Source organism: Natronoglycomyces albus (genome assembly GCF_016925535.1).
Taxonomy (GTDB): domain Bacteria; phylum Actinomycetota; class Actinomycetes; order Mycobacteriales; family Micromonosporaceae; genus Natronoglycomyces; species Natronoglycomyces albus.
Genome location: NZ_CP070496.1, coordinates 3018409 through 3044855, shown reverse-complemented (window position 1 = coordinate 3044855; position 26447 = coordinate 3018409). Strand labels below are relative to the sequence as shown.

Sequence of the window (26447 nt, the reverse complement as noted above, 5' to 3'; positions counted from 1 at the left end):
TCTGTGCGCAATTGGGCTCATTAGTCACATTGATAACGGTTTCATCACGAGTGGGCACCTTTTGCAGATCCCCTCGTGTCAGATCGCGCCTATTTGTGACAAGCTGGTCGTTCCGGCCAGGAAGCCAATATGTGCTTATGTGTGGCATGAAACGTGAATCTGTCACGAACACCCTTAATTCCCCCAACTGCTCCTGGCCATGATGTGAGGAGACCAATGTTTAACAAACCTAAAGCCGTCGCAGGGGTGGCGCTGTTCGCCGCTCTGGCCATGGGCGCGACGGCCTGCGGTGACGGTGGCGCCAATCAAGGCATGGGCGGTAGCTTCGATGATTGCGAGATCGAGCCAGCCACCTGCAACTCCGGGGAACGCCGACAGGGCGGTGACGTCGTGTGGGCGCTAGACGCTGGTTGGGGCGGTTGGAATGAGTGGGCCACCGCCGACCGTTCGGTGGGGCTCGCGCAAGTGCTAGCGGGCAAGCAACCCAAGATAGGGGAGTGGCACCCTGACGGCGAGTGGCGTATCAATGACGGCATTCTCACCGAAGAGCCGGAGTTGATCGAAGAAGACCCGATGAAGGTTCAATATCAACTCAATCCTGACGCCAACTGGGGCGACGGCACTCCCATTGGACTCGACGACTTTCTATGGCACTGGTACCAAGGCTCGGGAAACGAGGAGCTGTGCTCGCCAGCGGACTGCGAGTCCAGTGCTATCACATGGGGCGCGAACGTCTCCGACATCGAACAGACCGGTGACAACACCTTCGTCATTACCTACAACGACGGCTACATTGACCCGGAGTGGAAGTACCACATGGTGCTCAGCTACCCGGCACATATTGCCGAGGCCAATGGTTTCGAGGACTGGGCCAGTGACCCAGATGTGATGGGCGAATCCTTTTGGTACTTCTCCGACACAATTCCGCTGGACTGGACTGCGGGACCCTATCGGGTGCAATCGGCCGAGGCTGGCAGCTACATCATCTATGAGCCAAATCCAGACTGGGCCGGCTCGATCAAACCCACATTGGACACCATCACCATCGAGGTCTTCAACGACCAAGACTCCATCATCACTGAGATGCGGCAGGAGACGGTTCAAGGGTTCGCGCCAGGAAACCTTGACCCCGAATCGGTGGGCCAGATTGACTTCATCGAGGGCGTCGACCACTTCCTATCTGTCGGTCCGAACTGGACTCATATCGACTTCAACATGCAATCCGACCTGCTCCAGGATCCGGCGTTGCGGAAAGCGGTCTTCACCGCCATTGACGTTGAGGACCTGATCGACCGCACCTTTGGGCTGACGGTAGAGGGCCTTGAGCGCAAGACCAACCACACCTTTAAGAACGACTCCGAGTTCCACATCGACGCATTCGCCGACTCTCCGCAGGGAACAGGCGATGAGATGGCAGCCCGGGAGATCCTGGAAGAGGCAGGCTATACCTGGGATCGCCAGGGAAACACCCTGTTCACCCCTGAGGGCGATGAGGTGGAGCTGGAATTCCGGGTGGTGGCCGGAGACCGGTTGCGCACCACGATGGCCGAGCTCACCCAGCACTACCTGAGTGTGATCGGCATCCATATTAACGTCAACACTTTCGAAGGTACCGAATTTGCGACGGTCCTCAACGAAAGTCAGTTCGACATGATCACCTACTCCTGGTCGACTGACCCTCGCTTCACCGCGCAGCCGCACAACCACTGGCACTCCACTTCCGCGTCAAACTACGGAAACCTCAACAGTGAACTCGTCGACGAGCTCACCAGCAACATCCGCAGCACGACGGATCTGGCTGAGGCCGCCGACCGCGCCAACGAGGCCGTGCTCGCCGTCACCGACGAGGCCTATGTGCTTCCGATTATCGACGCACCAGTCCTGATTGCGGCGGATTCGGACTTGGTCAACATTCGTGACAACTGGGCCACCTCAATCCGCGCGCTGTACAACATGGCCGAATGGGGCTACGCCGAAGGCACCGAGTAACACTGTCGTAACTCGTACGGCTGTGGGGCACGACCAAAAACGGTCGTGCCCCACAGCCGTCCCAGGCAAGAACTTAAGACGTCCAACTCACCGTCAATTCCACTTGCGACATAGTCCGCACAGTAATTTGGGTGCCACTGACAACGAAGGTGATCTTCAAAGCAGCGGTCTACCTGAAGTAATCCGTCACCGTCTGGTCGCCTGTGCCAACTAATCATTTTATATGTCAAATACGGAAAAAAGGGGTGATCAACTATCGGGCAGAACGGTAGATAATGGATATTCTCCAGGCCGCATGCTGTTTTTGAGGTGGGAACTCAACATCACGGGGCAATCACGAAAAGGTCGCGTTTGCTGACGGCCACAGTAATTTGGCTCACCGATGTGACAAAGTGATGGCGGTAACGCCAGGAGGCGGTGCCTGCCAGCCTTGGGCCCGAAAGGTCGAAGGCGAAACACGACAGCACTTCTGGGCGAACACTGTCGTGGCAAAGCCCCGTCCACCCGCCTGGCATAGCTATGGAGGACACATGATTCGCAAAAGAAAGTCCGTGATGGGGACGGCGATCGCCGCGGCGCTTGCTTTGACCCTCTCGGCCTGTGGCACCGACGGCGACGGAAGCGCCGACGGAGCCGGTTTCGATGACTGCGTGGATGACCCGAACAACTGCAATTCTGGTGAGCGAGTGCAGGGCGGGAAGGTCACGGCTGTCATCGACTCGGCCTGGGTCGGTTGGAACACCAACCGGGCCTCGGACCGTAACGTTTACGCCGTGCAGGCGATGGGAGCGGTGTTTCCCGAGAACGTCTTGTTCCAGCCTGATGGCACGCCCCTGTTCAACCCCGCGATCTTCGCCGAAGATCCTGAGCTGGTCTCGGAGGACCCGCTTACGGTCAAGTACAGCCTCAACCCCGAGGCTAACTGGGGTGACGGCACGCCGATCACCTACAAGGACTTCATTTACAACTGGTACGGCTGGTCGGGCGACGCCGACCACTGCACCGTCGAAGACTGCCTATCGTCTTCGACTAAGTACGGTGGGAATGTCGCCTCGATCGACGAGACTGGCGACAACGAAATCACCGTCACCTACGTGGATGGCCACGCCGACCCCGAATGGCAGTTCAACACCGTGCTGTCCTATCCCGCCCACATCATCGAGGAAGCCGGTTTCGAAGACTGGATGGACGACCCGGGCGTGATGGGCCAGTCCGCGATTTACCATTCGGAAAATTACCCCACCTGGTCTTCGGGCCCGATGAAGATCCGTGACGCTTCGGCTGGCGAGTACGTGATTTTGGAGCCGAACCCCGACTATGTCGGGCACATGGAGGTCACTCTTGATGAGGTCGAACTTCTGGTGATTCCGGATGTGGAGTCGATCGTGACCGAGCTGCGTCAAGGCTCGGTGCAGATGGCCAGCCCGGCCTCGATTGATCCCGACCAGATGGACAACATTCGTTCCCTGGACGGTATTCGGTACAACACTGGGCCCGGCCCCTCGTGGACGCACATTGACGCGAACACGAACAATGAGTTCCTGTCTGACGTGGAGCTGCGCAAGGCTGTCTTCACCGTCTTCGACGTTCAAGCCATAGTGGACCGCACTTTCGGTCTAGCCGTCGATAACCAGGTTCGCAAGGTTAACCATTCCTTTGCGGCCGATAGTCCCTACCACTTTGACGCCTACGCGGACTCGACGCAGGGGACCGGGGATGCCGATGCGGCTCGGCAGATCCTTGCGGACGCCGGTTACGAGTGGGACTCCAATGACAATCTGCTGACCCCTGAAGGGGAACAGGTCACGTTTAACTTCCGCGCGGCCGTGGACGACACGATCCGTTCGGACATCGCCGAAATCGCCCAGCAGCAAGCCTCCGAGATCGGCATCGACATTGTGCTGGAGTCGATTCCCGCCGGTGACCTCAGCTCGGTGACGTCCGAGGGCGCTTATGACCTCATCATCTTCGGATGGTCGGGCAGCCCGCTATTCACCACCGCTCCACAGCAGCAGTGGTACACCGGGTCATCGTCGAACTATGGCGACCTGTCTTCCGCCGCTGTTGATGAGGCGGTAGAGAAGATCACCTCGACCAACAACATTGACGAGGCCGCCGATCTTGTTAACGAAGCGATCGCCGCTTTGGTTGAGGAAGCTTACGTGCTTCCTCTGGTTGACCAGCCTGTGGTCATCATGGCTGACGAGAACCTCGTCAACGTCCGTGACAACCCCAGCTCGTCCAACCGTGGTCTGTACAACATCGGTGAGTGGGGCTATGCCGACGAAGATGCCGCCGCGGCTTCGTTGAGCTAGTCAGCTCCTAGCTTGGTCTCGGCCCGGGCTGGTGGCGCACCGGTTCAACCGCACGTAGGTCGGTGAGCCGACAATCGCGTCCAGCGCGGGCCCGGTAAACCTTTCATCTTAGATGATGATCGACTCGATGCCGGGTTTCCATATCCGGCCACGGGTGGAAGGCATGCCTTCCACCCATTCTTGTGTCAGCTAGCCGTGGAGCGCTAAAAAGGTGTGACGATTGGAAATTTCGCAGCGGCACCCATTTCGCCCTGTCACCTTCATAGAAGGTCATTCGACGGGGAACGTCGATGACGGCCAGTATGGGCGAAACCGTTCCAGCGGGACTAATAGCGGGCGAATCGACGTCCCAGAATGCGGAAAAAAAGGGCATATGTGATGAGTCGGCTACTGGTCGTTACCACACTAAACGGGCAAAACCCCTGCTCAGGCCCCGAGTTCTTGACAATTAATAGATCACGGCCCAGTCACGAATGAGCTGCATTTGTTCTCAGTAGATGGTAACTTGGCTCACCTTTGTGTCACAGTGAGTTTTCAACGCGAGTGGCGACTGGGCAACAGCATCCACCTAACCGGTGAACGAATCGGGAACCATGCACGGCGCGCATGGCCGATTCAAGCCCTAGCACCCTCCACTCGTGCACCATATGGAGGACACATGAATATCAAACGAAAGTCCCTTTCGGGGCTTGCCGTCGCATGTGCGGCGGTGCTGACGCTGACCGCTTGCGGCGGCAATGGAAACGGCGACAGTAGTTCCGACAGTTTCGGCTTCGACGACTGTGTGGATGACCCGAATGGATGCAACTCCGGCGAGCGAGTGCAGGGCGGGAAAGTCACGGCTGTCATCGACTCCGGTTGGACCGGTTGGAACACCAACCGGGCCTCGGACCGTAACGTCTATGCCGTGCAGGCCATCGGAGCGATCTACCCGGATACGTTGGAGTTCCTGCCTGACACCACGCCGCGATACAACTCGGCCATCGTCACCGGCGAACCTGAGCTGGTCTCGGAGGACCCGCTGACGGTGAAGTACAGCCTCAATCCCGACGCCAACTGGGGTGACGGCACGCCGATCACCTACAAGGACTTCATCTACAACTGGTACAGCTGGTCAGGCAACGCCGACCACTGCAACCAGGAAGACTGCATGCCCGCTTCCACCGCGTGGGGCGGAAACGTCGAGTCCATCGACGAGACTGGCGACAACGAAATCACCGTCACCTACGTGGATGGCTACGCCAACCCGGAATGGCCCTTCCAGTCAATCCTGTCCTACCCCGCCCACATCATCGAAAATGAAGGTTTCGAGGATTGGATGGACGACCCGGACGTCATGGGCGAGTCTGCCGTGTGGCACTCGACCAATGTTCCGACCTGGTCGGCCGGTCCGATGAAGATCCGTGACGCCTCGGCTGGCGAGTACGTGATTTTGGAGCCGAACCCCGAGTACGTCGGCGACGTTGAGGTCACTCTTGATGAGGTCGAACTGCAGGTGATTCCGGATGTGGAGTCGATCGTGACCGAGCTGCGTCAAGGCTCGGTGAACATGGCCAGCCCGGCTTCGATCGATCCCGACCAGATGGACAACATTCGTTCCCTGGATGGCGTTAACTACCACACCGGCCCTGGTCCCTCGTGGACGCACATTGACATCAACACCAACAATGAGTTCCTGTCTGATGTCGAGCTGCGCAAGGCTGTCTTCACCGCGATCGACGTGCAAGGAATGGTGGACCGCACTTTCGGCCTGGCCGTTGACGACCAGGTTCGCAAGGTTAACCACTCGTTCTCCGCTGACAGCCCTTACCACTTTGACGCCTACGCGAACTCGACGCAGGGGACCGGAGACCACGATGCGGCTCGGCAGATCCTTGCGGACGCCGGTTACGAGTGGGACTCCAACGACAATCTGCTAACTCCTGAGGGAGAGCAGGTCACGTTTAACTTCCGCGCGGCCGTGGACGACACGATCCGTTCGGACATCGCCGAAATCACCCAGCAGCAGCTGGCCGATATTGGTATCACCGTGGCGCTGGACTCGATCCCGGCTGGTGACCTTGGTCCAGTCTTGTCCGAGGGTGCCTATGACCTCATCGTCTTCGGTTGGTCGGGCAGCCCGCTATTCGCGACCGCTCCGCAGCAACAGTGGTACACCGGTTCGGGTTCGAACTTCGGTGACCTCTCGAACGAGGAACTGGACGCGGTCATCGAGAAGATCCTGACGACCAACGACATCGACGAGGCAGCCGCGTACACCAACGAGGCGATCGAGCTGCTGGTTGAGGAAGCTTACGTGCTTCCTCTGGTTGACCAGCCTGTGGTCATCATGGCTGACGAGAACCTCGTCAACGTCCGTGACAACCCCAGCTCGTCCAACCGTGGTCTGTACAACATCGGTGAGTGGGGCTATGCCGACGAAGATGCCGCCGCGGCTTCGTTGAGCTAGCGCACGTCAGCTCGTTGGGTTAGGGAAAGGGGGCCTTGTGCCCTTGGACGCTAGCTTGTTCGCCCGGGCTGAAGCTCCATAGCTCCGCACATCGCTCGTGAGGCCAGTTCACATTGGCCTCACGAGTTAACAAACACAATGCGGATACAGCCCATCGAGCTAATAAAAATCGAATAAAGGGAATATGCTCACAGCTGTGGGTGGAGGGCTACGCCCTCCACCCATTTTCTTTGCCCGTTACCTGTGGGCGCGTTCTGGGGCCTTGTGGTGCCCGCAGGGCGCGTCTGCCTTGGGATGCGTCCGTTGTCAGCTGTGGAGAATGAGCGCCCATTTCGTGATGCGCACCATCGGCTAAATAGGCCTAGTGGGTTCGACGATCGTATTATCCCCAATCGGAAAACATCTGATTTGAGTGAATGAATAGCGCATTCAATTAGTGGAAAATTCGGGTAATAGTCCAATGGGGATAGGGAAATCCACCGAATAAACATTCATAAGGTCCGCATTATTGCGGAATGATAACGGAGGGGTGACCTGGGATACAGCACGGTGATACAGCTCTCATGTTCGCATTCCGTAGGTGCTCAATCGCGTCGAGTGACGCTGAGTGGGCAATTGCAAAATAAATTAGCAAACATATGTGCTTGCGAATTCAAGTGAATAAAGCGGACTTCAATCGGTGCTGATAACGGTCCGATCACGGTTGGAGACCAGGTTTCTTTCAGTGAGGGGAATTGCGCCTCTTATGTGCAAGGCTGTATGGCACGTCACGCGTATCGGCCGAGGCGATTCTCCACCATATATCGACCAGAGTGCACCTGGTTTCGAGAATCCCCGTGGCTGTGTGGATGCGGTCACGAACCTGCGGGTATCGGCTGCTTCGCGTGTGATTTAAGAGGAGAAGGATGTACGTGAAGAGAAAATCGGTCGTCGGAGTTGCTCTCGCAACCTCGACCGCGATCGTCCTCGCCGCCTGCGCCAACGGCGATATTGAGGACACCGTGGGATTCGAGGACTGCGACGACAGCCCGACAACCTGTAATTCAGGTGAGCGCTCGAAAGGTGGTGACATTACCTGGGCGCTCGACAACGCTTGGCAAGGCTGGAACGTGGTTCGCGCCGAGAACCTCAACGTGCAGAAGTACCAGGCCCTAGCGGGCCTCAGTACCGAAACCGGATTCTGGCAGCCAGACGGAACCTGGGACTATAACGATGCCCTTTGGGCCAATGAACCGACCATGATTTCGCAATCTCCGATGCAGGTGGAGTACGAACTGAACGAGGACGCCAACTGGGGTGACGGTAACCCCGTCACTCTCGACGACTTCATTTACAGCTGGTACCAGCTCTCGGGAGACTCCGAGAAGTGCCTGGACTGCTCTGTGGCCTCCCGTGCCTACGGCGGCAATGTCGCGCGCATCGACGAGACCGACGAGGGCACCATCGTCGTGACCTACGAAGAGGGACACCTCGACCCGGAGTGGCTCTACCACACCGTCGTGACCCATCCTGCTCACATTGTCGAAGCAGCCGGGTTCACCGACTGGCGCCACGATGCCGAAGTCATGGCCGCCTCCTCGGAATACTTGGACGACACTGTTCCCACGTGGTCCGCCGGCCCCTTTCGCATCAGCGATGGCGTCGCTGGCGACTATGTGATCTATGAACCCAACCCCGACTACGCCGGTAGCGCCGAGGTCAGCCTCGATTCCATCACGCTCCAGGTGATCGAGCCCTCCGAAATCATCACCGAGATCCGGCAGGGCAGCGTTGACGGCGCCGCCCCCGCCTCAGTCTCGGCCGAAATGATCAGCCAACTGGCCAGAGCCGATGGCATTCGCTACCGCATTCATGAGGGGCCTTCGTGGACGCACATTGACTTCAACACCAACTCGGTGGATGACCTCGAGCTACGTCGCGCCATTTTCACCATGATCGATGTGGATACGCTCAACGACTCCACTGTTGGGCTCGTGCAACCTAGCGTCGAGCGCAAGACCAACCACATCTTCCGCAACTCCGATGACCACCACGTCGACCATCTGACCCTCACCGGTCAAGGTTCGGGCGACGTCACGATGGCTCACGAATTGCTCGTGGACGCCGGATACACGCACTCGAGCTCGGGCGAACTGTTGGACGCAGAGGGTAATCAGGTAAGTCTGACCATGCGGGCCAACGCGGATGACGCCGACATGCAGGCTGTTTCCGAAATGGTCCAACAACAGCTTGGAGAAATGGGAGTCGAGGTCATCCTCGAGTCCATCTCCGCCGGTCAATTGACCACGGTGCTCAGCGAACAGAACTACGACCTGGTCGCATTCACCTGGAGCGGCACCCCAACGTTCACAGGCGCGCCCAGTCAGTACTGGTCTAGCGACTCGGCCAGCAACTTCGGGAAACTTGATGACCCCGAACTTGATGAGCTGGTCGAGGCAATCAAACAAACCACCGACATGGATGAGGCAGCGAAGAGAACCAACGCAGCAGTTGAAGCGGCCATCGCTCAGGCCTATTCACTCCCGCTGGCAGATACGCAGGTAGTGATCATGGTGTCTGACCGTATGGTCAACGTTCGCGATAACTGGGCTTCCAACATGCGAGCCCTCTACAACATGGCCGAATGGGGAGTTATCGATGCATAACTCGACACAGGCTGATTCTCTCCCCTTTGCGCGCCTCCTACCGCAACGGAGGATTTTCGCCCCAAAAGGTGCGTTTATCCCCGTCTTTGCCACCCCAGACCGCAGTATGCGGCCTAAGCTGGGACAACATGACCAGTGGCAGCAGTATCGAGGCAACAGCAGCGCGAAGACCTGGGGCGGAGGGCTCTGGCCCGACGCCTCATGGAGAATCAGCCTGTGTCGCAGCCGGGTAGCTAAGGAGGAGGTGTACCACCCACACTGACTCGCATCCGAACCCGGCTCGGCCAGGTGGTGAGGGCCTGTAGGCTCTCGCCACTACCTAAGTGGGATCCCGGTCCGAGTGCCCCAGCAGTGGGGCACCACAGCCAGCGGAACCTCGTCGGGTCCACCCACTCACCTCCCAGAGCCGCCAGCAGGTCGGAATGACACACCCCGGCCGGCAGCGGCGGGGCGCATATGAAAAACAGCACCGCGCTTCGCTAACTCTGGTCCCGCCCAAGAAAAGTTACGAGGAAACATGGTTGTCTTTACAATACGACGCCTGTTGATGATGATTCCGGTTCTTATCGGGGCATCAATGCTCGCGTTTGTCCTAGTGGAAATTTCCGGAGACCCAGTTCAGGAACAAGTGTTCCAACTGCAGCAGTCCGGTGAAGAGGTCCCGCCAGAGACCATTCAGGCCATCGAGGCGCGGCTCTATTACGACCGCTCCACGCCTGAACGGTACTGGCTGTGGCTGACAGGCATCCCTGAGAACCGCGGCGACATCGGTCTCATCCAGGGAAAGTGGGGGCCGTCCGTGCAAGGGCCCTCCCATGACATCGGCGAGGAAATCGGCAGCCGATTCATGGTCACCCTGCGTTTGGTCCTGTTCGCCACGTTTGCCTCGATCGGTCTGGCCATCATCACTGGTGTGATCTCGGCGGTCCGGCAGTATTCAATAGTGGACTACGTGCTGACATTTGTCGGCTTCCTGGCGTTGGCGATGCCGACGTTCTGGTTCGCGGCGTTTATGAAGGAAGCTGGGGTGCAGCTTAATCAGCTGTTCAGCACCAGCGTATTTAAGACTTATCGAGATTCCTCGGCAGGCTTCCAAGGTAATCCTTGGGAGGTGTTCGTGGACGCCATGCCGTATCTGATCATCCCCACATTCGTGTTGATGTTGACCGGCTACGCGGCGGCCGCCCGTTATCAGCGTGCGGCGATGCTGGAGGTTCTCAACTCCGACTATGTGCGACTGGCTCGGGCCAAGGGCGTCCGCAATGGCACGGTCATGCGGCGGCACGCTCTGCGTACCGCCCTGATCCCGATCGCGACCTTCGGCCCGCTGGGTGTCGCGACCGCGCTGGGTGGCTCGGTGGTCATCGAGCAGATCTTTGGTTGGCGTGGACTCGGTCAGTACGCGATCGAAACAATTCGGAACACCGACGCGTTCGCCCTCATGGCGTTCCTGTTGATTTCCGGCATCCTAGTCCTGATCGGCATTTTGGTCTCCGACCTGCTGTACGGCGTACTTGACCCGAGGATTCGATATGAGTAACACGACTACACCTACCACTCAACCCGCCGGCGGCGGCAAGCGTGTCGACGCAGAGGCGATCACGTCCAAAGAACGCACGCAGCTACAGATGATTATGACCCGGTTCTTCCGGCACAAGCTGGCTGTGGGCTCGCTAATCGTCTTCTTGATCATCGTGGCGTTTGCCTTTATCGGTCCGCACCTGTGGAAATACGACTACCGGGTCAACCCCGACTTGCTGCCGTGGGAACCGCCCTCGGCCGAACACCCCTTCGGGACCAACCGGGCCGGACGCGACATGTTCGGTACCACCATGCGCGCCACCGGGCAGTCGCTCAAGGTGGCCTTCCTCGTGGCCCTGCTCTCCACCGGCCTGGGCGCTATCATTGGGGCTGTAGCCGGGTACTTCCGTGGCATGATCGACGCGGTGATCTCGCGCTTCATGGAGATCATGTTCGTCATTCCGTTCCTGGTGATCACGGCCGCCCTCGCCGGTCAGATCCGTGGCGGTGCCACCTGGTTCCACATGGCTCTCATCATCGGCCTATTCGGCTGGTTGGGTACGGCCCGTGTGGTCCGCGCTGAAGTGCTGTCGCTGCGTGAGAAGGAATTCATCGAGGCGGCCAAGTCGCTGGGTGCGACAGACCTTCGCATCATCTTCCGGCACTTGTTGCCGAACACGATGAGTGTCATTTTGGTGTCGGCCACCTTGCAGATCGCGTTCGCGATTCTCGCGGAGGCGACCCTATCCTTCCTGGGTCTCGGTATTCAGCCACCGGACACTTCCCTGGGTCTACTGATCAATGACGCCCGAGGGGCACCGTTTACCGAACGTTGGTACCTGTTCTATGTGCCAGGTATTTTCATCATCATGATCGCGCTGACGATCAACTTCATTGGTGACGGCCTCCGCGACGCGATGGACCCGCGACAGACGATGGTGAGGCGATAAGCATGAATATGCCCGCAACAGATTCCTCGACCGCCACTGGCGGAGCACGTGGAGAAGTCGTGCTGGACGTGGACAACCTCCACGTTTCCTTCCCGACCGACGACGGCCTAGTCACGGCCGTGCGTGGCGTGAGCTATCAGCTTCGTCGCGGTGAGTCCTTGGGCATCGTGGGTGAGTCGGGGTCGGGTAAGTCCGTGACCTCCTCCGCGATCATGGGCCTGCTGCCGAAGACCGCGCAGATCACCGGGTCGGTCAAGCTGATGGGCAGCGAAATGCTGGGCTTGACTGACGCCCAGATTTCGCCGATTAGAGGACGGAAGATCTCGATGATCTTCCAGGACCCGCTGACGTCGCTCAACCCGGTCTACACCGTCGGGTTCCAGCTGGCCGAGGCCATCCAGGTGCACCACAAGGACGTCAAGAAGAAGGAAGCTCGCGCCCGGGCGATCGACCTCCTGCAAACGGTCGGGATTCCGAACCCGGAGCAGCGCGTCGACTCCTACCCGCACGAGCTATCCGGTGGAATGCGGCAGCGCATCGTGATCGCGATCGCGATGGCCAACAACCCGGACGTCATCATCGCCGACGAGCCGACCACCGCCTTGGACGTGACAGTCCAAGCGCAGGTGCTCGAGGCACTGGAGGCGGCTCGCAACGAGGTCAACGCGGCCATGGTGCTGATTACCCACGACTTGGGTGTCATCGCCGGTCACACTGACCGCGTTTTGGTGATGTATGCCGGCAAGCCCGTCGAGGTCGGCACGGTGGACGATATCTTCTATCGTCCGCGGATGCCGTATTCGTTGGGCTTGGTCGGTTCGCTGCCACGTATGGACGAGGCTCGCGGCCGCCGGTTGACTCCGGTTAACGGGACGCCTCCGTCGATGCTAAACCTGCCGCCGAGTTGTCCTTTCGCACCGCGCTGCCCGATGGCGCAGGACATTTGCCATGAGACCGAACCGGACCTGCTCCAGGTCGGCGAGGGCCACGTTTCGGCGTGCCACTTTGCCGAGCAGCTTGAGGGCAAGAGGCCGCAAGACGTCTTCATTCACGCCAATTACGAGGACATGGATGTCGACCACACTGTTGAAGGGGAGGGACGGTAAATGAACGTTCTGACCGAAGACACCAACGACACGACCGCGAAGCCAGTTATTTCGGGGAGTAACCTCGTCAAGCACTTCCCGGTGCGGTCCAAGGGCGTCATTCGTCGCAAGATCGGTGACGTTCACGCGGTGTGCGACGTGTCGCTCGACATCGCCGCCAATGAGACGTTGGCGCTGGTGGGCGAATCCGGTTGTGGTAAATCCACGACCGCTCGTCTGATGATGAATCTCATCTCGCCCACGTCGGGTAGCGTGTTCTACCAGGACAAGGACCTGACGAAGCTGTCGCGCAAGAAGATGCAGCCGATTCGGCGGGACATGCAGCTGGTGTTTCAGGACCCGTTCGCTTCGCTGAACCCGCGTATGACGGTTTTCGAGATCATCGCCGAGCCGCTGCGTATTCACAACCTGTTCAAGGATGGTGGACGTGAGCGCGTCAACTACCTGCTGCAGCGCGTGGGTATGAACCCCGAGCACCGTAACCGCTACCCGCACGAGTTCTCGGGTGGGCAGCGGCAGCGTATCGGGGTGGCCCGGGCTTTGGCGCTGGAGCCGCGCGTGTTGATGCTAGATGAGCCTGTTAGCGCGCTGGACGTGTCTATTCAGGCCGGTGTGATCAACATGCTGGAGGAACTCCAGGAAGAGCTGGGCCTGTCTTACCTGTTCGTGTCGCACGACCTGTCGGTGGTGCGACACATCGCCAACCGGGTCGCGGTTATGTACTTGGGCAAGATCGTGGAGCAGGGTACGACCGAACAGCTGTTCGCTGGTGCGGCTCACCCCTACACCCAGGCGCTCATGTCGGCGATTCCGTTGCCTGACCCGCAACTTGAACGGTCTCGTGAGCGCATCGTTCTCACAGGTGACGTGCCGAACCCGAGCAAGCCCCCGTCGGGCTGCCGCTTCCGCACCCGTTGCCCGAAGTTCCAGGAACTGGGCGACTCGGACAAGCAGCGCTGCATTGAGGAGCTGCCGGTCTTGCGGTCTGACCACCCTGGCCAAACTCTGGCCGCGTGTCACTTTGCAGAACCACATCGCCTTTTCTAAAGGCGATGTGGTTCTGCAAAGTAAAAAACTCAGTGCAGAGCCTCATCGCCTCCTTTGGAGGCGGTTGGTGAAGCGTCGAGCGGCGCTGGATCTCGCCGCCTCCTCCGGAGGCGGCTGGTGAAGCAAGGCGTCACGTGTGAAGCTTCATCGCCTCCACCGGTGGCGTAGCGTTAAGTGGTGTGGCCCCGGCATATGCCGGGGCCACACCACTTTCTGGGTTAGGGGGCCCTTAGGCATGTGGGAGGCAATAGGCGCTGCCTTCGCAAGGGAAGCGGCTTTCAGCGCCCACAGCGCGAAAGTGAACCGGTTGCGATGCTGTAGGGGTTCGCTGGCGGCTAGCTGGCGACCAGATAACAGGTCTGCCACGCTCGAATGCGACATCTTCCCAAAAAGCCCATGGAGCTACTAGGGTGGGCATATGGCCGCCACCTATCTGCACAGTTACCTGACCTTGGGGCTGCTGTTGGCCGTTGGCATTGGTTTCGTGTTTGTGGCGTCGATGGCCAATTGGCTGCTGCGTCGTAACGACCCGTCGGCGGCCAAGGCTGAGACGTACGAGTGCGGGGTTGATCCGGTTGGCAGCGGCTGGGCCCAGGTTGAGATCCGCTACTACGTTTACGCGTTCTTGTTCGTTCTGTTCGCGGTGGAGGCTGTTTTCATTTTCCCGTGGGCGGTCGTTTTCGCTGACTTTGGGCTTATTGCCACGGTGGAGATGGGAATTTTTGTTGGGGTGTTGGCTCTCGGGTTGGCCTACGCGTGGCGTAAAGGGGTCTTGAAATGGCAGTAGATCCGGCCGAGGAGAACACGGATTCCGCCGGTGCCACTGGCGAGGGCTCTTCATCGCGGGCTCCTGCTGTGAGACATTCCGATTCGGAAAGCTCGGCGTTGGTGAGTCTGCCTATTCCGGCCCGGCGCGGTAGTGGTCTCACCTCTGGCCGTTTCGGTACTGGCGGTATCGGGGGAGTGCTGGGCGAGCCGATTCGTTTCATTCTTAACTGGGGCCGCCGTTATTCACTGTGGGTGTTTAACTTTGGGCTGGCCTGTTGCGCCATCGAGTTCATCGCAGCTTCCATGAGCCGCCATGACTTTATGAGGCTCGGGGTGATTCCCTTTGCGCACAGTCCCCGCCAGGCGGATTTGATGGTGGTGTCGGGGACGGTGACTGACAAGATGGCCCCGGCTGTCAAGCGTCTTTACGACCAGATGCCGGAGCCGAAGTATGTTATTTCCTTCGGCGCGTGTTCGAACTCGGGCGGACCTTACTGGGATTCCTATAGCGTGACGAAGGGGGTCGATCAGATCATTCCCGTTGACGTCTATGTCCCTGGCTGTCCGCCGCGTCCGGAGGCGCTGTTGCACGGCATTACCCAGCTACAACAGCAGATTGCCTCCGAGGAGGCCGGGCCGCGGGCTCGTCGCCGCGGTCAGTTGCGGGCGCCGCTGGTTCAGCCGAAGAGCAGGGATGAGTGATGGCCCAGGAGCACGACTGGTATAGCCATGTTGCCCAGACGCTGTCTTTGGATGTCGCGCAGTTGAACGGCGACGGCCCTCGCGTCGTGGTCGATGTGGAGAGCGAATCCTGGCTGTCGGCCGCAGTAGCGGTGCGCGACCGGTTGGGGTGCGGCTTTTTCGACTGGTTGTCAGCAGTTGACGAAGCTGAAGACGGGATGCGCATGGTGGCGCACCTGTGGAACCTTGACCGCCATCGGGGCGTGTTGCTGCGCACGATGCTTCCGGCTTCTGATTTGGTTGTCGATTCCCTGGTGTCGCAGTTTCCGGGCGCTGCCTGGCATGAGCGCGAAACCCACGAAATGTTCGGCGTCGACTTTTGCGGCAATGAGGATTTGCGGCCGCTGTTGCTCCCGTCTGAGTTTAGGGGCCACCCGCTGCGTAAGGACTTTGTGCTCGTTAGTCGGGTTGTCAAGCAGTGGCCGGGTGAGGTCGAGCCCGGAGGTGGCCGTCCGGCGGCCAAGCCCTCTGCTGAGGCTGACGCCAAGCCATCCAAGCGGCCCAAACGTGCTCCTAAACGTCCGCTGGGGGTTCCTGATGACCCTGCCTGGGGAAAGCTCGGGGAACCGATGCGTCATTCGGAGCGCCTAGCCGATGAGGATGGCGCGAGGCGCGATGCTGCCTCGGCGGGGGAGGACGAGGATGCCTGAGTGGGTTGAGATCTTGCTGCGCCTGGGCGGTGTCATGGCGGCGTTTCTGATCTTGCCGCTGGTGATTGGGCAAACTGAACACAAACTGATGGCGCATATGCAAGGCCGGTTGGGCCCCATGCACGCGGGCGGTTTCCATGGCTGGGCCCAGTTGATCGCCGATGGCCTCAAGTTCGTGCAAAAGGAAGATCTCGTACCGGCGAAGTCAGACCAGCAGGTTTTTAAGCTGGCCCCGGCCGTGGCACTCATTCCGTACTTGTTGGCGTTGCTTTTTATTCCGTTGGGTCCCAATGACTTGGTTGGTCAAGCAACGGACGCGGGCTTGTTTATCGTGTTGGCGCTCATTGGCATTGGTGTGATGGCCGTGCTGATGGCTGGCTGGGCCAGTGCCAACAAATACACCCTCATTGGTGGGTTGCGAGCTGCGGCACAACTGCTGGCCTATGAGCTTCCTTTGGTGCTCGCCGCCGCTTCGGTGGCGATGGCGGCAGGCACGTTGTCGTTGTCCGGGATCGTTGAGGCATGGGAGCCGTGGTGGTTGATTTGGCAGGCCCCGGCCGCGGTCATTTTCTTTATCGCCGGAATGGCGGAGATCCGTCGGCCGCCTTTTGACTCGCCGGTGGCCGACTCTGAGTTGGTGTTTGGTTATCTCACTGAGTATTCAGGCTTGCGATTCGCTTTGCTATTGCTAGCCGAATACGCGGGCATCGTCGTCATTTCGGCTTTGACGACCGTGCTTTTCCTGGGCGGGTGGTTGGGCCCCGGGCCGGACGCGCTGGGTTGGCTATGGACGCTGCTGAAGGTGGGCCTTGTCTCGATGGTGGTCATCTGGCTGCGGGTCGCGTGGCCTCGGCTGCGGGTCGATCAGATCCAGTCATTGTGTTGGAAGGGCTTGGTGCCCTTGGCTTTGGCGCAACTGGTCCTCACCGCGACCGTCAAGCTGGCTTGGTTGTAGTCCGCCATCGGGGAAGCGCAAGGCAGCCATATTGACATCACGCAGGGTATTTATCCAAGTGCGAAGAGTGCACCCCCGGTAACGTGAAAAGTCCTAATTTGATCTAATTCGCGGGTGCGTAAACTTCTGACATATGCCGCAGCGTCCGGACTCGCTGCCACGACCGCGATTGCTGGTGCCACCGCAGCACTTGCCCAGTTCGAATACGACGTGCCCGACACCCAAGCAGGCCACTTCGACGTCGCCGCTCTCTTGCACCCAAAACAAGACGACGGGCTTGTACTCACCTGGGGTGACAACGGTCTGGCCCTTGAGCACAACCATCACGCCGCTGACCCTGAGAACGATGGCCAAGTGTGGATGTTCTCCGCTTTGGGCGAGGCTGAGGCTGGCGTCGATCTCGTTGGGGATGAGGAATTCCTCGAGGAGAACGGCGAAGTCTATGATGTTGGCCAGTTCCACGGAGTGGACATCCAGATCTCCCGCGCCGACGGTTCGTGTCTGGTGGTTGACCCGGACTCCTACCGCGACAGCGGTGACACCCGACCGGTTCCCGGGCGCAACCGCATCGCAGATGTGATCGTCGAGGACTGTGAGAGCACCGAGCACGACACCAGTTGGACTCTGCGCTTCCGACAGCGAGGGGACGGACTAGATCTCCTCCTGCACACCAGCGGCACCTTCGATCCGGCGCACGCCAATCCGGCGCAGCCGAATCCCGAGGGGTCGGCGTCGGACGCGGGAATCCTAGACGAAGCGGCTGAGGCGTTGTCGACCAAGGACGACGACCATGACGATCAGGGCCGCAATGGAGACTCGTCCGAAGAAGTCCTTCTCTTGGGGACTGAGCGACGGGCGATCGAAGCCGGGGCGAGAGTCGACGTGTCAGATCCGAGTGGTTGGCACAATCAAGTGTGGCGCGTCTTGACCTTCGAGTTGCCACCCCAGGAAGTACCGCCGGAGGAAGTGCCGCCGCAGCCGAAGCTACCGACGACTGGCTCAGCCACCATCATCGGAGTATCCGCCGGGGCGGCGTTGGCCGCGACGGGCGCGGCGTTCCTGTGGTGGCGTCGCCGGCAACAGGCGAGCGCTACGACGACCTGGTAGCCAAGCGTTCTTTGCGACGTAACTGTGGATTCGAAGGATTCACAAGCCGCAAGAGCTTCGGGGGTGGCAACCGCAATACGCGGTTGCCACCCCCGAAGCCATGTCTAGGTGGTGACCTGTCGGCAGGCCCACCTACCTCCGAATTGTGCGCTCTCGGGGCGCGATGGGGCCGCTCCTGGGTAAAGCCGGTAGCCCTGAGTTAATCCCGCCGAGGCTAATACCTTGCGGTACTGGGCTGTGGCCTGCCTGCGTTCTATGAAAATCTGGTGACACCCCACCGGTGGCAATGGTGTCCATCGCCACCAGGTTATGACTTCGCCGCTGAGGCCGCCTTAGGCTTTGATTTTGCTGCCGAGTCGGTGGATGTCGCGCTAGAGGACGACTCCGACTTGGTCGTGGAGGTCTCTGAGGTCGACTCCGTCTTAGTTGAGGAAGAGGACTCCTGCGGGCTGCGCTGGGCGGCCACAGTGGATTGTGAACGGGAGTCGGTGCGGTAGAAGCCCGATCCCTTGAAGACCACGCCAACTGAGTTGAAGACCTTCCGCAGCGTTCCCGCCTTGCCGCATTCGCTGCAGTCAGTCAGAGCAGCGTCGGTGAACGACTGGCGGGCTTCGAGATCGCCTCCGCAGGCGTTGCAGCGGTACTGGTAGACGGGCACTTCATTCCTCCGTTGATGATGTGCTGCCAGTTTCTGCACACTCTGGCCAGCTTTTTCAGATTAATTCAACGCCCCATCTTAGCGTTTCCTTCCGCAAAGGGCAGTGGCGCCAAGCACACTATTTTCGCTGTTGGGTGCGCTGCGTGGCGCGTGGTGATCCAAAACTCAGCGCGCGCGGGTCACAGTAGGGCTGTGATGGCACAACTTCACGCGCTGGGGCAGGGTGAAATTCCCCCCGAAGGGGTTATGACCGCCGTCACTGCTCGATCATGCGGCAGGCTGGGCACCTCCACCGGGAAGTCGGTATCATGCAGCAGCGCAACGATGGGTGCCGTGTCCACTCGGGCTAGCGCCCGGTCGTATGAGCCGCCCCCGCGGCCGAGTCGCATGCCGGAGGCGGAGGCGGCCAGGGCTGGCACTATCACCGCGAGGCAACCGGTGATCGCGCCCACCCCCAAAGGGGCATCGGAGTCAATGCGCCGCCAGTCGAGATCGTTGTCCGCCAACGTGATCGGCAACAGGACCTCCCAGCCCGCGCTTTCGAGCCGTTGCGGCAGGCGGGGCCGCAGGGTCGCGCCCGGTTCGGTTCCGAATGGCTGGTGCGCGGCAATGCGGCGTTGGGAGGACTTCCTTGGCAGTCGGTCGAGAAACTCCACCAGCGCTAGGAAGATCGCTTCGTCGGCTTGCGCCATTTGTGTCGTTGTCAGCTCTCTGCGGCGGGCCAGCATGTCGTTGCGAAGATTGTTTTTTTCTCCTGTTGTGCGGCTCATACCTGCCATTTTTTCAGGCCTCGCTGTCGGATAGCTAACGGGAGGCTGTATCTGGTCGATCGCACTGTGTAATCTTCAATGGAAGATGATGAGGAGGATTCAGTGTCACTGCGCGCGCGACTGACGACAGCCTTTCTTGTCGTTGTGCTCGGGCCCGTGTTGGTCGGAGCGATTTTTGTCGGCGTCATCGTCACGGCTGTCTCCGACACCCGGACCGCCGAGCAGTTGGAACGTGCCTCCGTCATGGTCGAATCCACCATCGGCACCGCGTGCGAACGTATCCAGACTTCCGCGGCCACGATGGCGTTGGCCCACTCGCACACCGGCGAAGACGTCGCCGGGGAGATCGCACAACTCATTGTCCAACGCGACATCGCTGACAGCGTCGTCGTCGACAATGGTGACAGCAAACACTTCTACGGCGCGGCGATGCCCAACGGTGTCCACGCCGTATGCGACGAACCGATCCCCCAAGCAGCCTCGCAGGGAGCGATCGTCGCCCTTTCGGCGACAGGAGAGCTACAGGACTCCGAGGGCAACCTCATCGCCACCTACACCGCGACCCGGTTGGTCAACCAGAACTTTCTCGATCAGCTGGCCCGCGCCACCGACTCCCACTTGACGTTGATAGACGGCCGCGACCCGCCACTGACCGCAGGCATCTCCGATACCGAAGAAGACTTCATCACGGCCGACAGCGTCCTTCCCATCCATATCGGCGTGCCCGCCTCCTCCATGGCCCCCATGTACTGGACCCTCGCCTCCATGGTGGCGATCTCCGCCATCTGCGCGGTCGCGTTGGCCGCCTGGCTATCCCGTTCCACCACCCGCCCCCTCACCGATCTGTCTGAAGCCACCCGCCGAGTCGCCGACGGCAATCTCGAATCCCGCGTGCCCGTGCGCGGCCGCGACGAAGTGGCGCACCTAGCCACCCGGTTCAACCAAATGACCATGCAACTGCAGCGATACGTGCAAGCCCTCACCTCCAGTCGCGACCAGATACGCGGCCAACTCAAGCGGCTCGGACAAACCCTCTCCTCAACCCTGGACCTCGACCGCATCCTCGAAGTGATCCTAGAGACGGCGATCGTGTCCACCTCAGCCTCAGCCGGACTGATCGTCCTAGTCGACGTCGATGACCCGGATTTGTTGGTACAGCGAGCAGGTGAAGGCGAATTGGGAATCGACGACGTCGTCCGCGTTCGCATCGGCCATGGCATCCTCGGTGGCATCGCGGCCGCTGGAAAACCGTTCCGGGGCCGCATCGTCGAGGGCGAAACCGGCGGCTATGTCCGCGTCGCCGGAGAACCACGGGCGAGTACCATGATCGCCGTCCCCTTCACCGGTTCCGGCCCCGGCGGCACCGCGCTGGAGCATGTACCCGTCGGCAACACCCTGGGCGTGCTGGTCCTGTACAACCGCTACGGCGGCCAAGAATTCAACTCCTCCGACCTGCAAACCCTGGGCACCTTCGCCAAACAGGCGTCCGTCGCCGTCGAAAACGTGCTGCTGCACCGCCAAGCCGAACGTCTTAGCCTCACCGACCCACTCACCGGGCTGTGGAACTACCGCTTCCTGCAAGTGTCGCTCCAACGCGAAATTGACCGAGTCCGTCGCTTCAACCGGCCCTCTGCCCTACTGGCCATCGACCTCGACCACTTCAAAGCCGTCAACGACACTTACGGCCACCCCGTTGGCGACCAAGTCCTCGCCGAAGTCGCCCGCCGCCTCAACGCCCAAATCCGCGACGTGGACTCCGCATTCCGGCAAGGAGGCGAAGAATTCATGGTGCTGCTACCCGAAACCAACACCGCCGGAGCCAACACCGTCGCCGAGCGTCTCTCGCAGGCCGTCTCCAGCCAGCCCTTCACCGTCCGCCTCCCCGGCGACAAACAATCCATTCAGCTCAACATCACGATTTCCCTAGGTATCGCCGTCTTCGGCGAACACGGATCAAACACCGGTGAGATCATCTCCGCCGCCGACAACGCCCTATACGCGGCCAAATCAGCCGGACGCGACACCTGGAGAGTCGCCCAAGCGCACTGACCCTTCGGTCACAAGAAGACCTCCACCAGCGAGATCCACCCCGACTACAAAGCACGCCCCAACGATCACAAACGCGCACCGGCCACGCGCAATGCGAGCGTTCACTTACCATCGGCACCGCCACTTCGGCGCACCTTTGCCATAGCGTCACTCGTGTCACGCCCAATATTTGTATAGAGCGACACGCCCAACGACATCAGTTTGGGCAAAGACGACTAATACGACATCGTCCGGGTGGTGTCTCCCCACCTACGCCGACCAGCCAGCTACGCTGCAAGCATGTCTGAAGCCAAACCGCGCCGCGCCCGCAAGGCCGTCATCCCCGCCGCAGGTGACGCCACGCGATTCCTCCCGGCCACCAAAGCAGTACCCAAGGAACTCCTCCCGGTAGTAGACAAACCGGTCCTACAATTCATCGTCGCCGAAGCAGCTGGAGCGGGCCTCGACTCACTCCTAGTCACCGCCCGAGGCAAAGAAGCCATGGAAAACCACTTCGACGCCCGCTTCGACCTCGAAGACAAACTCATCAAAAAAGGCGACAAGGCCCGACTCGAAGCCATCCGCGAACCCGAAAGACTCGCCAACGTCTACGCCATCCGCCAAGGCGGAGCTCTCGGCCTGGGCCACGCGGTCGGCCGCGCCGCCTCCTACGTCGGCGAGGAGCCGTTCGCCGTCCTGCTAGCTGACGAGTTCTACCGCGACGGCGACCCCCTGCTCAACCGCATGGTTGACGTACAGGCCGAAAAAGGCGGCATCGTCCTAGCCCTCCTGGAAGTCGAACCCGAACAAGTCGTCCGCTACGGGGTCGCCGCCATCGAGACTCTCCCCGACAGCGACGACGTCGTCCGCGTCACCGGCATGGTCGAGAAACCCGCCATCGCCGATGCGCCCTCCAACTACATCCTCGTCGGCCGCTACGTCCTGCCCAGCGAGATCTTCCCCGTCCTCGACAACACCGGCCCCGGAGCCGGAGGAGAAATCCAACTCACCGACGCCATGGAAACCATGCGCGCCCAAGGCACCAGCGTCCACGCCGTCATCGTCTCCTCAGACCGCTTCGACACCGGCGAACCACTGGGATACCTCCAAACCGTTGTCGAATTGGCCAGCGAACGCGACGACTTGCCCGAGTTTCGTACCTGGTTGCGTGAATTTGCTGCGAAACTGTAATCCCACTATTAGCCGAGGCACTAAAGTATTCGCAATTCATTGAATGGACGGGGGAGAAGCAGGTGAAGGAGACGGTCGAGCCGGTGGCGCTGGCGGAGTTCCTCAAAGAGGCTCTGGCGGCTGTCCGGCCGTTGCCGCCCACCGACGTGGACATGACGCAGTCAGCAGGCAGCGTCTTGGCCGCAGACGTGGCCGTCCCGGGCCCGCTTCCCGCATTCGACTATGCGGCGATCGACGGATATGCCGCGCGCATCGAGGACGTGCATGGGGCGAGCCCGGAACGCCCAGCCGGCATTAGGGTTCTGGGTGACCTGGCCGCCTCGTCGTGGCGGCCGGTGCGTTTGGTGCCCGGTACGTGCTTTTCGGTTGCGGCGGGCTCCCCGTTGCCTGTCGGCGCGGAGACTGTCATTCCGGCGGCGTGGACCGACGAGGGTATGGCTACCGTCGAGGTCTATCAGGCCCCCAAGCGTGGGCACGGCCTGCGTGAGGCCGGTTCGGAGCGTGCCTCGGGTGACGTTGTGGCTCATGCTGGTCGACAGATTACTCCGCAATTGGTCGCTCTGATGGCGGCGGCCGGAGTCGCTGATGTGACCGTGCGACCGACTCCGCGCGTGGTGGTCATCGCGACGGGGGACGAACTGGTTGACACGGGTCGCCCGTCCCAGCCCGGACAATTGGTGGACGCGAACTCACATCTGCTCACTGCCGCCGCTTCCGAGGCGGGGGCACATGCCTACCGAGTTGGGATCTGTGATGACGACCCGGAGGCGCTGCGGGTGGTCATGGACGACCAGATCTTGCGCGCGGACCTCATCATCACCACCGGTGGCACCGCCACTGGGCCCGGCGACATGGTGCGGCGAACCCTGCAACGCGATGGCACGGTGGACTTTGACCCGGTGGCGCTGTATCTATGCGAGACAATGGGTTTTGGCCTCATTGGCCCCGAAGAGGTGCCGATCGTATGTCTCCCCGGCGACCCGGTGGCGGCGATGATCGGTTTCGAGGTGTTGGCGCGGCCGTTGATTCTGCGATTGGCGGGGGCCGAGCCCGTGTTTCGTCAGAGCGTGCGGGCCAACCTCATCGAAGGGGTCCATTCTCCATCGAGTTTGCGTGAATTCCGGCCAGTCCGCGTCGCTGAAAGGAGGGGAGGGGGATATACAGTGGCACCGATGAGCAGTGGAGCCTACACCCTTTCCAACCTCGCCGACGCTACGGGCCTGATGGTGTTGGGAGAGAGGGTGACTCAGGTGCCCGCTGGCTCGACTGTAGACGTACTACTCCTTGACAGGCGACGATGAGTCTGAAAAACCCCGGCTGGCCAGCCGAACTGCACCGCCGTGAAATCTCGCTGCGACCCTACCGGCGCTCCGACGCATCGCGGTGGAGCCGCCTGCGTCGCGCCAACGAAGTGTGGCTGTCTCCGTGGGAGCCTTCCCCAGGTGGTGACTGGTACAAGGGGCACTCGGTCGCCGCGTACAAGAACATGCTCAAGGTCTTTCGCAAGGGCGCCAAGGCTGGCACCACATGGCCGTTTGCGATTTGTGTCCATGATGAACTAGTCGGCGGTCTCACGGTCGGCAATATCGTGCGGCGGGCCTTTTGCAATGCGTATGTGGGCTATTGGATAGACCAGGAACACGCCGGACGTGGCATCACCACCACGGCGATGGCGTTGGTGATCGACCATGCGTTGACGACGGGGCGACTACACCGCCTGGAAGTCAATGTCCGCCCCGAAAACGAGCCATCGAACCGGGTGGTTCAGAAGTTGGGCTTGCGTAAGGAAGGGTTGCATCCCAAGTACCTCTACATCGATGGGGCTTGGCGCGACCACTACGGGTACGCGATCACGGTCGAGGACCTCAATGGCGAGCGCATGATCGACCGGCTAGAGCGCAACTTCACCGTCTCTTAGTCGAGGCCGGTGAAACCGCTTTCACCTCGGGGAAGGGCGGGCGCGTGAGTTCGATACGGCAATCCGACATTCGTTCCCGGCCACATGGGCGCAGCTTGCGCCGCAAGGCGACCGGTAGGAAGTTAGGCCACGCACCGGCGAATTCATCCTATGTTTTGTCCGGGTTTGACGTAACTCACTGGGCCGCGTATTGCCGTTGACCTGCGTGTCGGGGCCGTTAGGCTACGTTTGACGTGCTCACTCCAGCTGGTCCGGGCCGCGCACGAACCTGCGATAGCAGTCTCGCTGCGATCGGCCACCCTGGTAGGGGGCACCAGACCACGAGGTTTGTCCAGGAATCGCCCATCGCCTCGGCGAGAACACCGGCTGGCGAAGCTGCCACTATCGCGGCCGATGGGTATACGCGTGCCGCTATCGGGCCGCGCATCCTGGGCGAATCTCCCAACCAGCTGCGGATGAGGAGCCACCTGGTGGACGGCGCGACCCAACTGCCCATCGTCGGGATGATCGGAGCCGGGCAACTGGCCCGCATGACGCATCAGAGCGCCATCGCACTCGGGCAAAGCCTGCGTGTCCTAGCCGCCGCCGATGACGAATCGGCTGCCGTCGTTGCCACGGACGTCACCTATGGCGACTACACGCAGCTGGCCGCGCTGCGCCGCTTTGCTTCCGGCTGCACCGTCGTCACCTTCGACCATGAGCATGTCCCCGGCTCCGCGTTGCGCCAACTCGTGGCCGATGGCGTCGAAGTCCAGCCCGGCCCCGAGGCACTCCAGTACGCCCAAGACAAGCAGCTCATGCGCGAAAAGCTGCACACCATGGGCGCGCCCATGCCACGCTGGGCCCCGATCACCTCGCTGGATGACCTAGAGGCATTCGGTTTCCCTTGCGTTCTCAAGGCAGCCCGGGGCGGCTATGACGGCAAGGGAGTGTGGATGATCGATTCCTTGGCGGCCGCCGAGGCTGTCCTGGACTCCGGTATTCGCCTTATCGCTGAGGAGAAGGCCCAGCTGCAACGGGAACTGGCCATTCAGATCGCCCGCTCTCCGTCCGGCGAGATGAAGGCGTACCCGGTGGTGGAGACCGTACAGCGCGACGGTGTGTGCGTGGAGGTCCTCGCCCCCGCGCCCGATTTGGACCCTGAGGTGGCCAAGGAGATCACCGAACTGGGCATGAGCATTGCCCAGGAACTGGGCGTATGCGGGATGCTGGCCGTGGAGCTGTTCGAGACCCCGACCGGTATCACCGTCAACGAGCTGGCCATGCGGCCGCACAACTCCGGCCACTGGTCCATGGACGGTGCCGTCACCAGCCAATTTGAGCAACATCTGCGCGCGGTGCTGGACTATCCGCTCGGTGACACAGCCCCGGTCGCCCCATTCACCGTTATGGCCAATGTGCTCGGCGGCTATCACCGCCCCGAGGGGGAACAGGCCCGCCGGGGAGGCGGCCCCCGATTGGACGAACGGCTCCAGCATCTTATGAACGATGACCCGGGTGTCAAGGTGCACCTCTACGGCAAGGCGGTGCGACCGGGTCGCAAGATTGGACACGTCAACGTCTGTGGTGACGACCTTGATCAACTGCGCCGCAGAGCAGCTCGCGCGGCTGCGTGGCTACGTGACGGTAGGGTGTAGTC

At 60.7% G+C, this 26447-nt stretch carries 18 protein-coding genes and 1 pseudogene; 17 read left to right on the top strand and 2 right to left on the bottom strand.

What is annotated here, in order from left to right; genetic code table 11:
* Positions 1 to 216: 216 nt before the first annotated feature.
* The 12 genes and pseudogenes from JQS30_RS13125 to JQS30_RS13065 all read left to right on the top strand — a co-directional run bounded on the left by JQS30_RS13125 (position 217) and on the right by JQS30_RS13065 (position 18243).
* Positions 217 to 1989, top strand: a complete 1773-nt coding sequence (locus JQS30_RS13125) for an ABC transporter substrate-binding protein (protein WP_213170698.1) — start codon at positions 217 to 219, stop codon at positions 1987 to 1989.
* Between the two features lie 530 nt (positions 1990 to 2519).
* The gene (locus JQS30_RS13120; RefSeq protein WP_213170697.1) at positions 2520 to 4304 is read left to right on the top strand and encodes an ABC transporter family substrate-binding protein; all 1785 of its coding nucleotides are present in this window, start codon (positions 2520 to 2522) and stop codon (positions 4302 to 4304) included.
* 658 nt (positions 4305 to 4962) lie between these two features.
* Entirely contained in the window at positions 4963 to 6753 is a 1791-nt protein-coding gene (locus tag JQS30_RS13115; protein WP_213170696.1) for an ABC transporter family substrate-binding protein, read from the top strand.
* 911 nt (positions 6754 to 7664) lie between these two features.
* Entirely contained in the window at positions 7665 to 9398 is a 1734-nt protein-coding gene (locus tag JQS30_RS13110) for an ABC transporter substrate-binding protein (RefSeq protein WP_213170695.1), read from the top strand.
* A 517-nt stretch (positions 9399 to 9915) separates the two neighbouring features.
* The gene (locus JQS30_RS13105) at positions 9916 to 10938 is read left to right on the top strand and encodes an ABC transporter permease (RefSeq protein ID WP_213170694.1); all 1023 of its coding nucleotides are present in this window, start codon (positions 9916 to 9918) and stop codon (positions 10936 to 10938) included.
* Positions 10931 to 11869 carry an ABC transporter permease gene (locus tag JQS30_RS13100; protein WP_213170693.1) on the top strand — a complete coding sequence of 313 codons (939 nt, stop codon included), beginning with the start codon at positions 10931 to 10933 and terminating at the stop codon, positions 11867 to 11869. Before JQS30_RS13105 ends, JQS30_RS13100 begins: the two co-directional genes overlap by 8 nt.
* An 8-nt stretch (positions 11870 to 11877) precedes the next feature.
* Positions 11878 to 14022, top strand: a pseudogene (locus JQS30_RS17725) (dipeptide ABC transporter ATP-binding protein).
* A gap of 418 nt (positions 14023 to 14440) precedes the next feature.
* A complete protein-coding gene (locus tag JQS30_RS13085) occupies positions 14441 to 14809 on the top strand; it encodes an NADH-quinone oxidoreductase subunit A (RefSeq protein ID WP_213170690.1) in 369 nt (122 codons plus the stop codon).
* Between the two features lie 167 nt (positions 14810 to 14976).
* Positions 14977 to 15492, top strand: coding sequence for an NADH-quinone oxidoreductase subunit B (locus JQS30_RS13080; protein WP_281398815.1), 516 nt, complete (start codon positions 14977 to 14979; stop codon positions 15490 to 15492).
* Entirely contained in the window at positions 15492 to 16181 is a 690-nt protein-coding gene (locus JQS30_RS13075) for an NADH-quinone oxidoreductase subunit C (RefSeq protein WP_213170689.1), read from the top strand. The genes JQS30_RS13080 and JQS30_RS13075 overlap by 1 nt, the downstream gene beginning before the upstream one ends.
* Positions 16174 to 17136 (top strand): NADH-quinone oxidoreductase subunit NuoH, encoded by a 963-nt coding sequence (gene nuoH / locus JQS30_RS13070; protein ID WP_213170688.1) that lies wholly within the window; start codon positions 16174 to 16176, stop codon positions 17134 to 17136. Before JQS30_RS13075 ends, nuoH begins: the two co-directional genes overlap by 8 nt.
* Before the next feature lie 114 nt (positions 17137 to 17250).
* Complete coding sequence (locus JQS30_RS13065; protein WP_213170687.1) at positions 17251 to 18243, top strand: LPXTG cell wall anchor domain-containing protein; 993 nt, start codon at positions 17251 to 17253, stop codon at positions 18241 to 18243.
* Between the two features lie 307 nt (positions 18244 to 18550).
* Here the strand turns inward: JQS30_RS13065 and JQS30_RS13060 are convergent, their stop codons facing one another.
* Positions 18551 to 18901 (bottom strand): FmdB family zinc ribbon protein, encoded by a 351-nt coding sequence (locus JQS30_RS13060; protein WP_213170686.1) that lies wholly within the window; start codon positions 18899 to 18901, stop codon positions 18551 to 18553.
* A gap of 206 nt (positions 18902 to 19107) precedes the next feature.
* The gene (locus JQS30_RS13055; RefSeq protein ID WP_213170685.1) at positions 19108 to 19671 is read right to left on the bottom strand and encodes a 5-formyltetrahydrofolate cyclo-ligase; all 564 of its coding nucleotides are present in this window, start codon (positions 19669 to 19671) and stop codon (positions 19108 to 19110) included.
* 102 nt (positions 19672 to 19773) lie between these two features.
* Between JQS30_RS13055 and JQS30_RS13050 the strand changes: the two genes are divergently transcribed.
* The 5 genes from JQS30_RS13050 (at position 19774) to JQS30_RS13030 (ending at position 26445) form a co-directional block, all read left to right on the top strand.
* Positions 19774 to 21720 carry a diguanylate cyclase gene (locus JQS30_RS13050; RefSeq protein WP_213170684.1) on the top strand — a complete coding sequence of 649 codons (1947 nt, stop codon included), beginning with the start codon at positions 19774 to 19776 and terminating at the stop codon, positions 21718 to 21720.
* A 237-nt stretch (positions 21721 to 21957) separates the two neighbouring features.
* The gene (locus JQS30_RS13045) at positions 21958 to 22890 is read left to right on the top strand and encodes a UTP--glucose-1-phosphate uridylyltransferase (protein WP_425498825.1); all 933 of its coding nucleotides are present in this window, start codon (positions 21958 to 21960) and stop codon (positions 22888 to 22890) included.
* A 62-nt stretch (positions 22891 to 22952) separates the two neighbouring features.
* Positions 22953 to 24191 carry a molybdopterin molybdotransferase MoeA gene (locus JQS30_RS13040; protein ID WP_246497918.1) on the top strand — a complete coding sequence of 413 codons (1239 nt, stop codon included), beginning with the start codon at positions 22953 to 22955 and terminating at the stop codon, positions 24189 to 24191.
* Positions 24188 to 24808, top strand: coding sequence for a GNAT family N-acetyltransferase (locus JQS30_RS13035; RefSeq protein WP_213170682.1), 621 nt, complete (start codon positions 24188 to 24190; stop codon positions 24806 to 24808). The genes JQS30_RS13040 and JQS30_RS13035 overlap by 4 nt, the downstream gene beginning before the upstream one ends.
* Before the next feature lie 470 nt (positions 24809 to 25278).
* Positions 25279 to 26445 carry a 5-(carboxyamino)imidazole ribonucleotide synthase gene (locus tag JQS30_RS13030; RefSeq protein ID WP_213170681.1) on the top strand — a complete coding sequence of 389 codons (1167 nt, stop codon included), beginning with the start codon at positions 25279 to 25281 and terminating at the stop codon, positions 26443 to 26445.
* Positions 26446 to 26447: the final 2 nt, after the last annotated feature.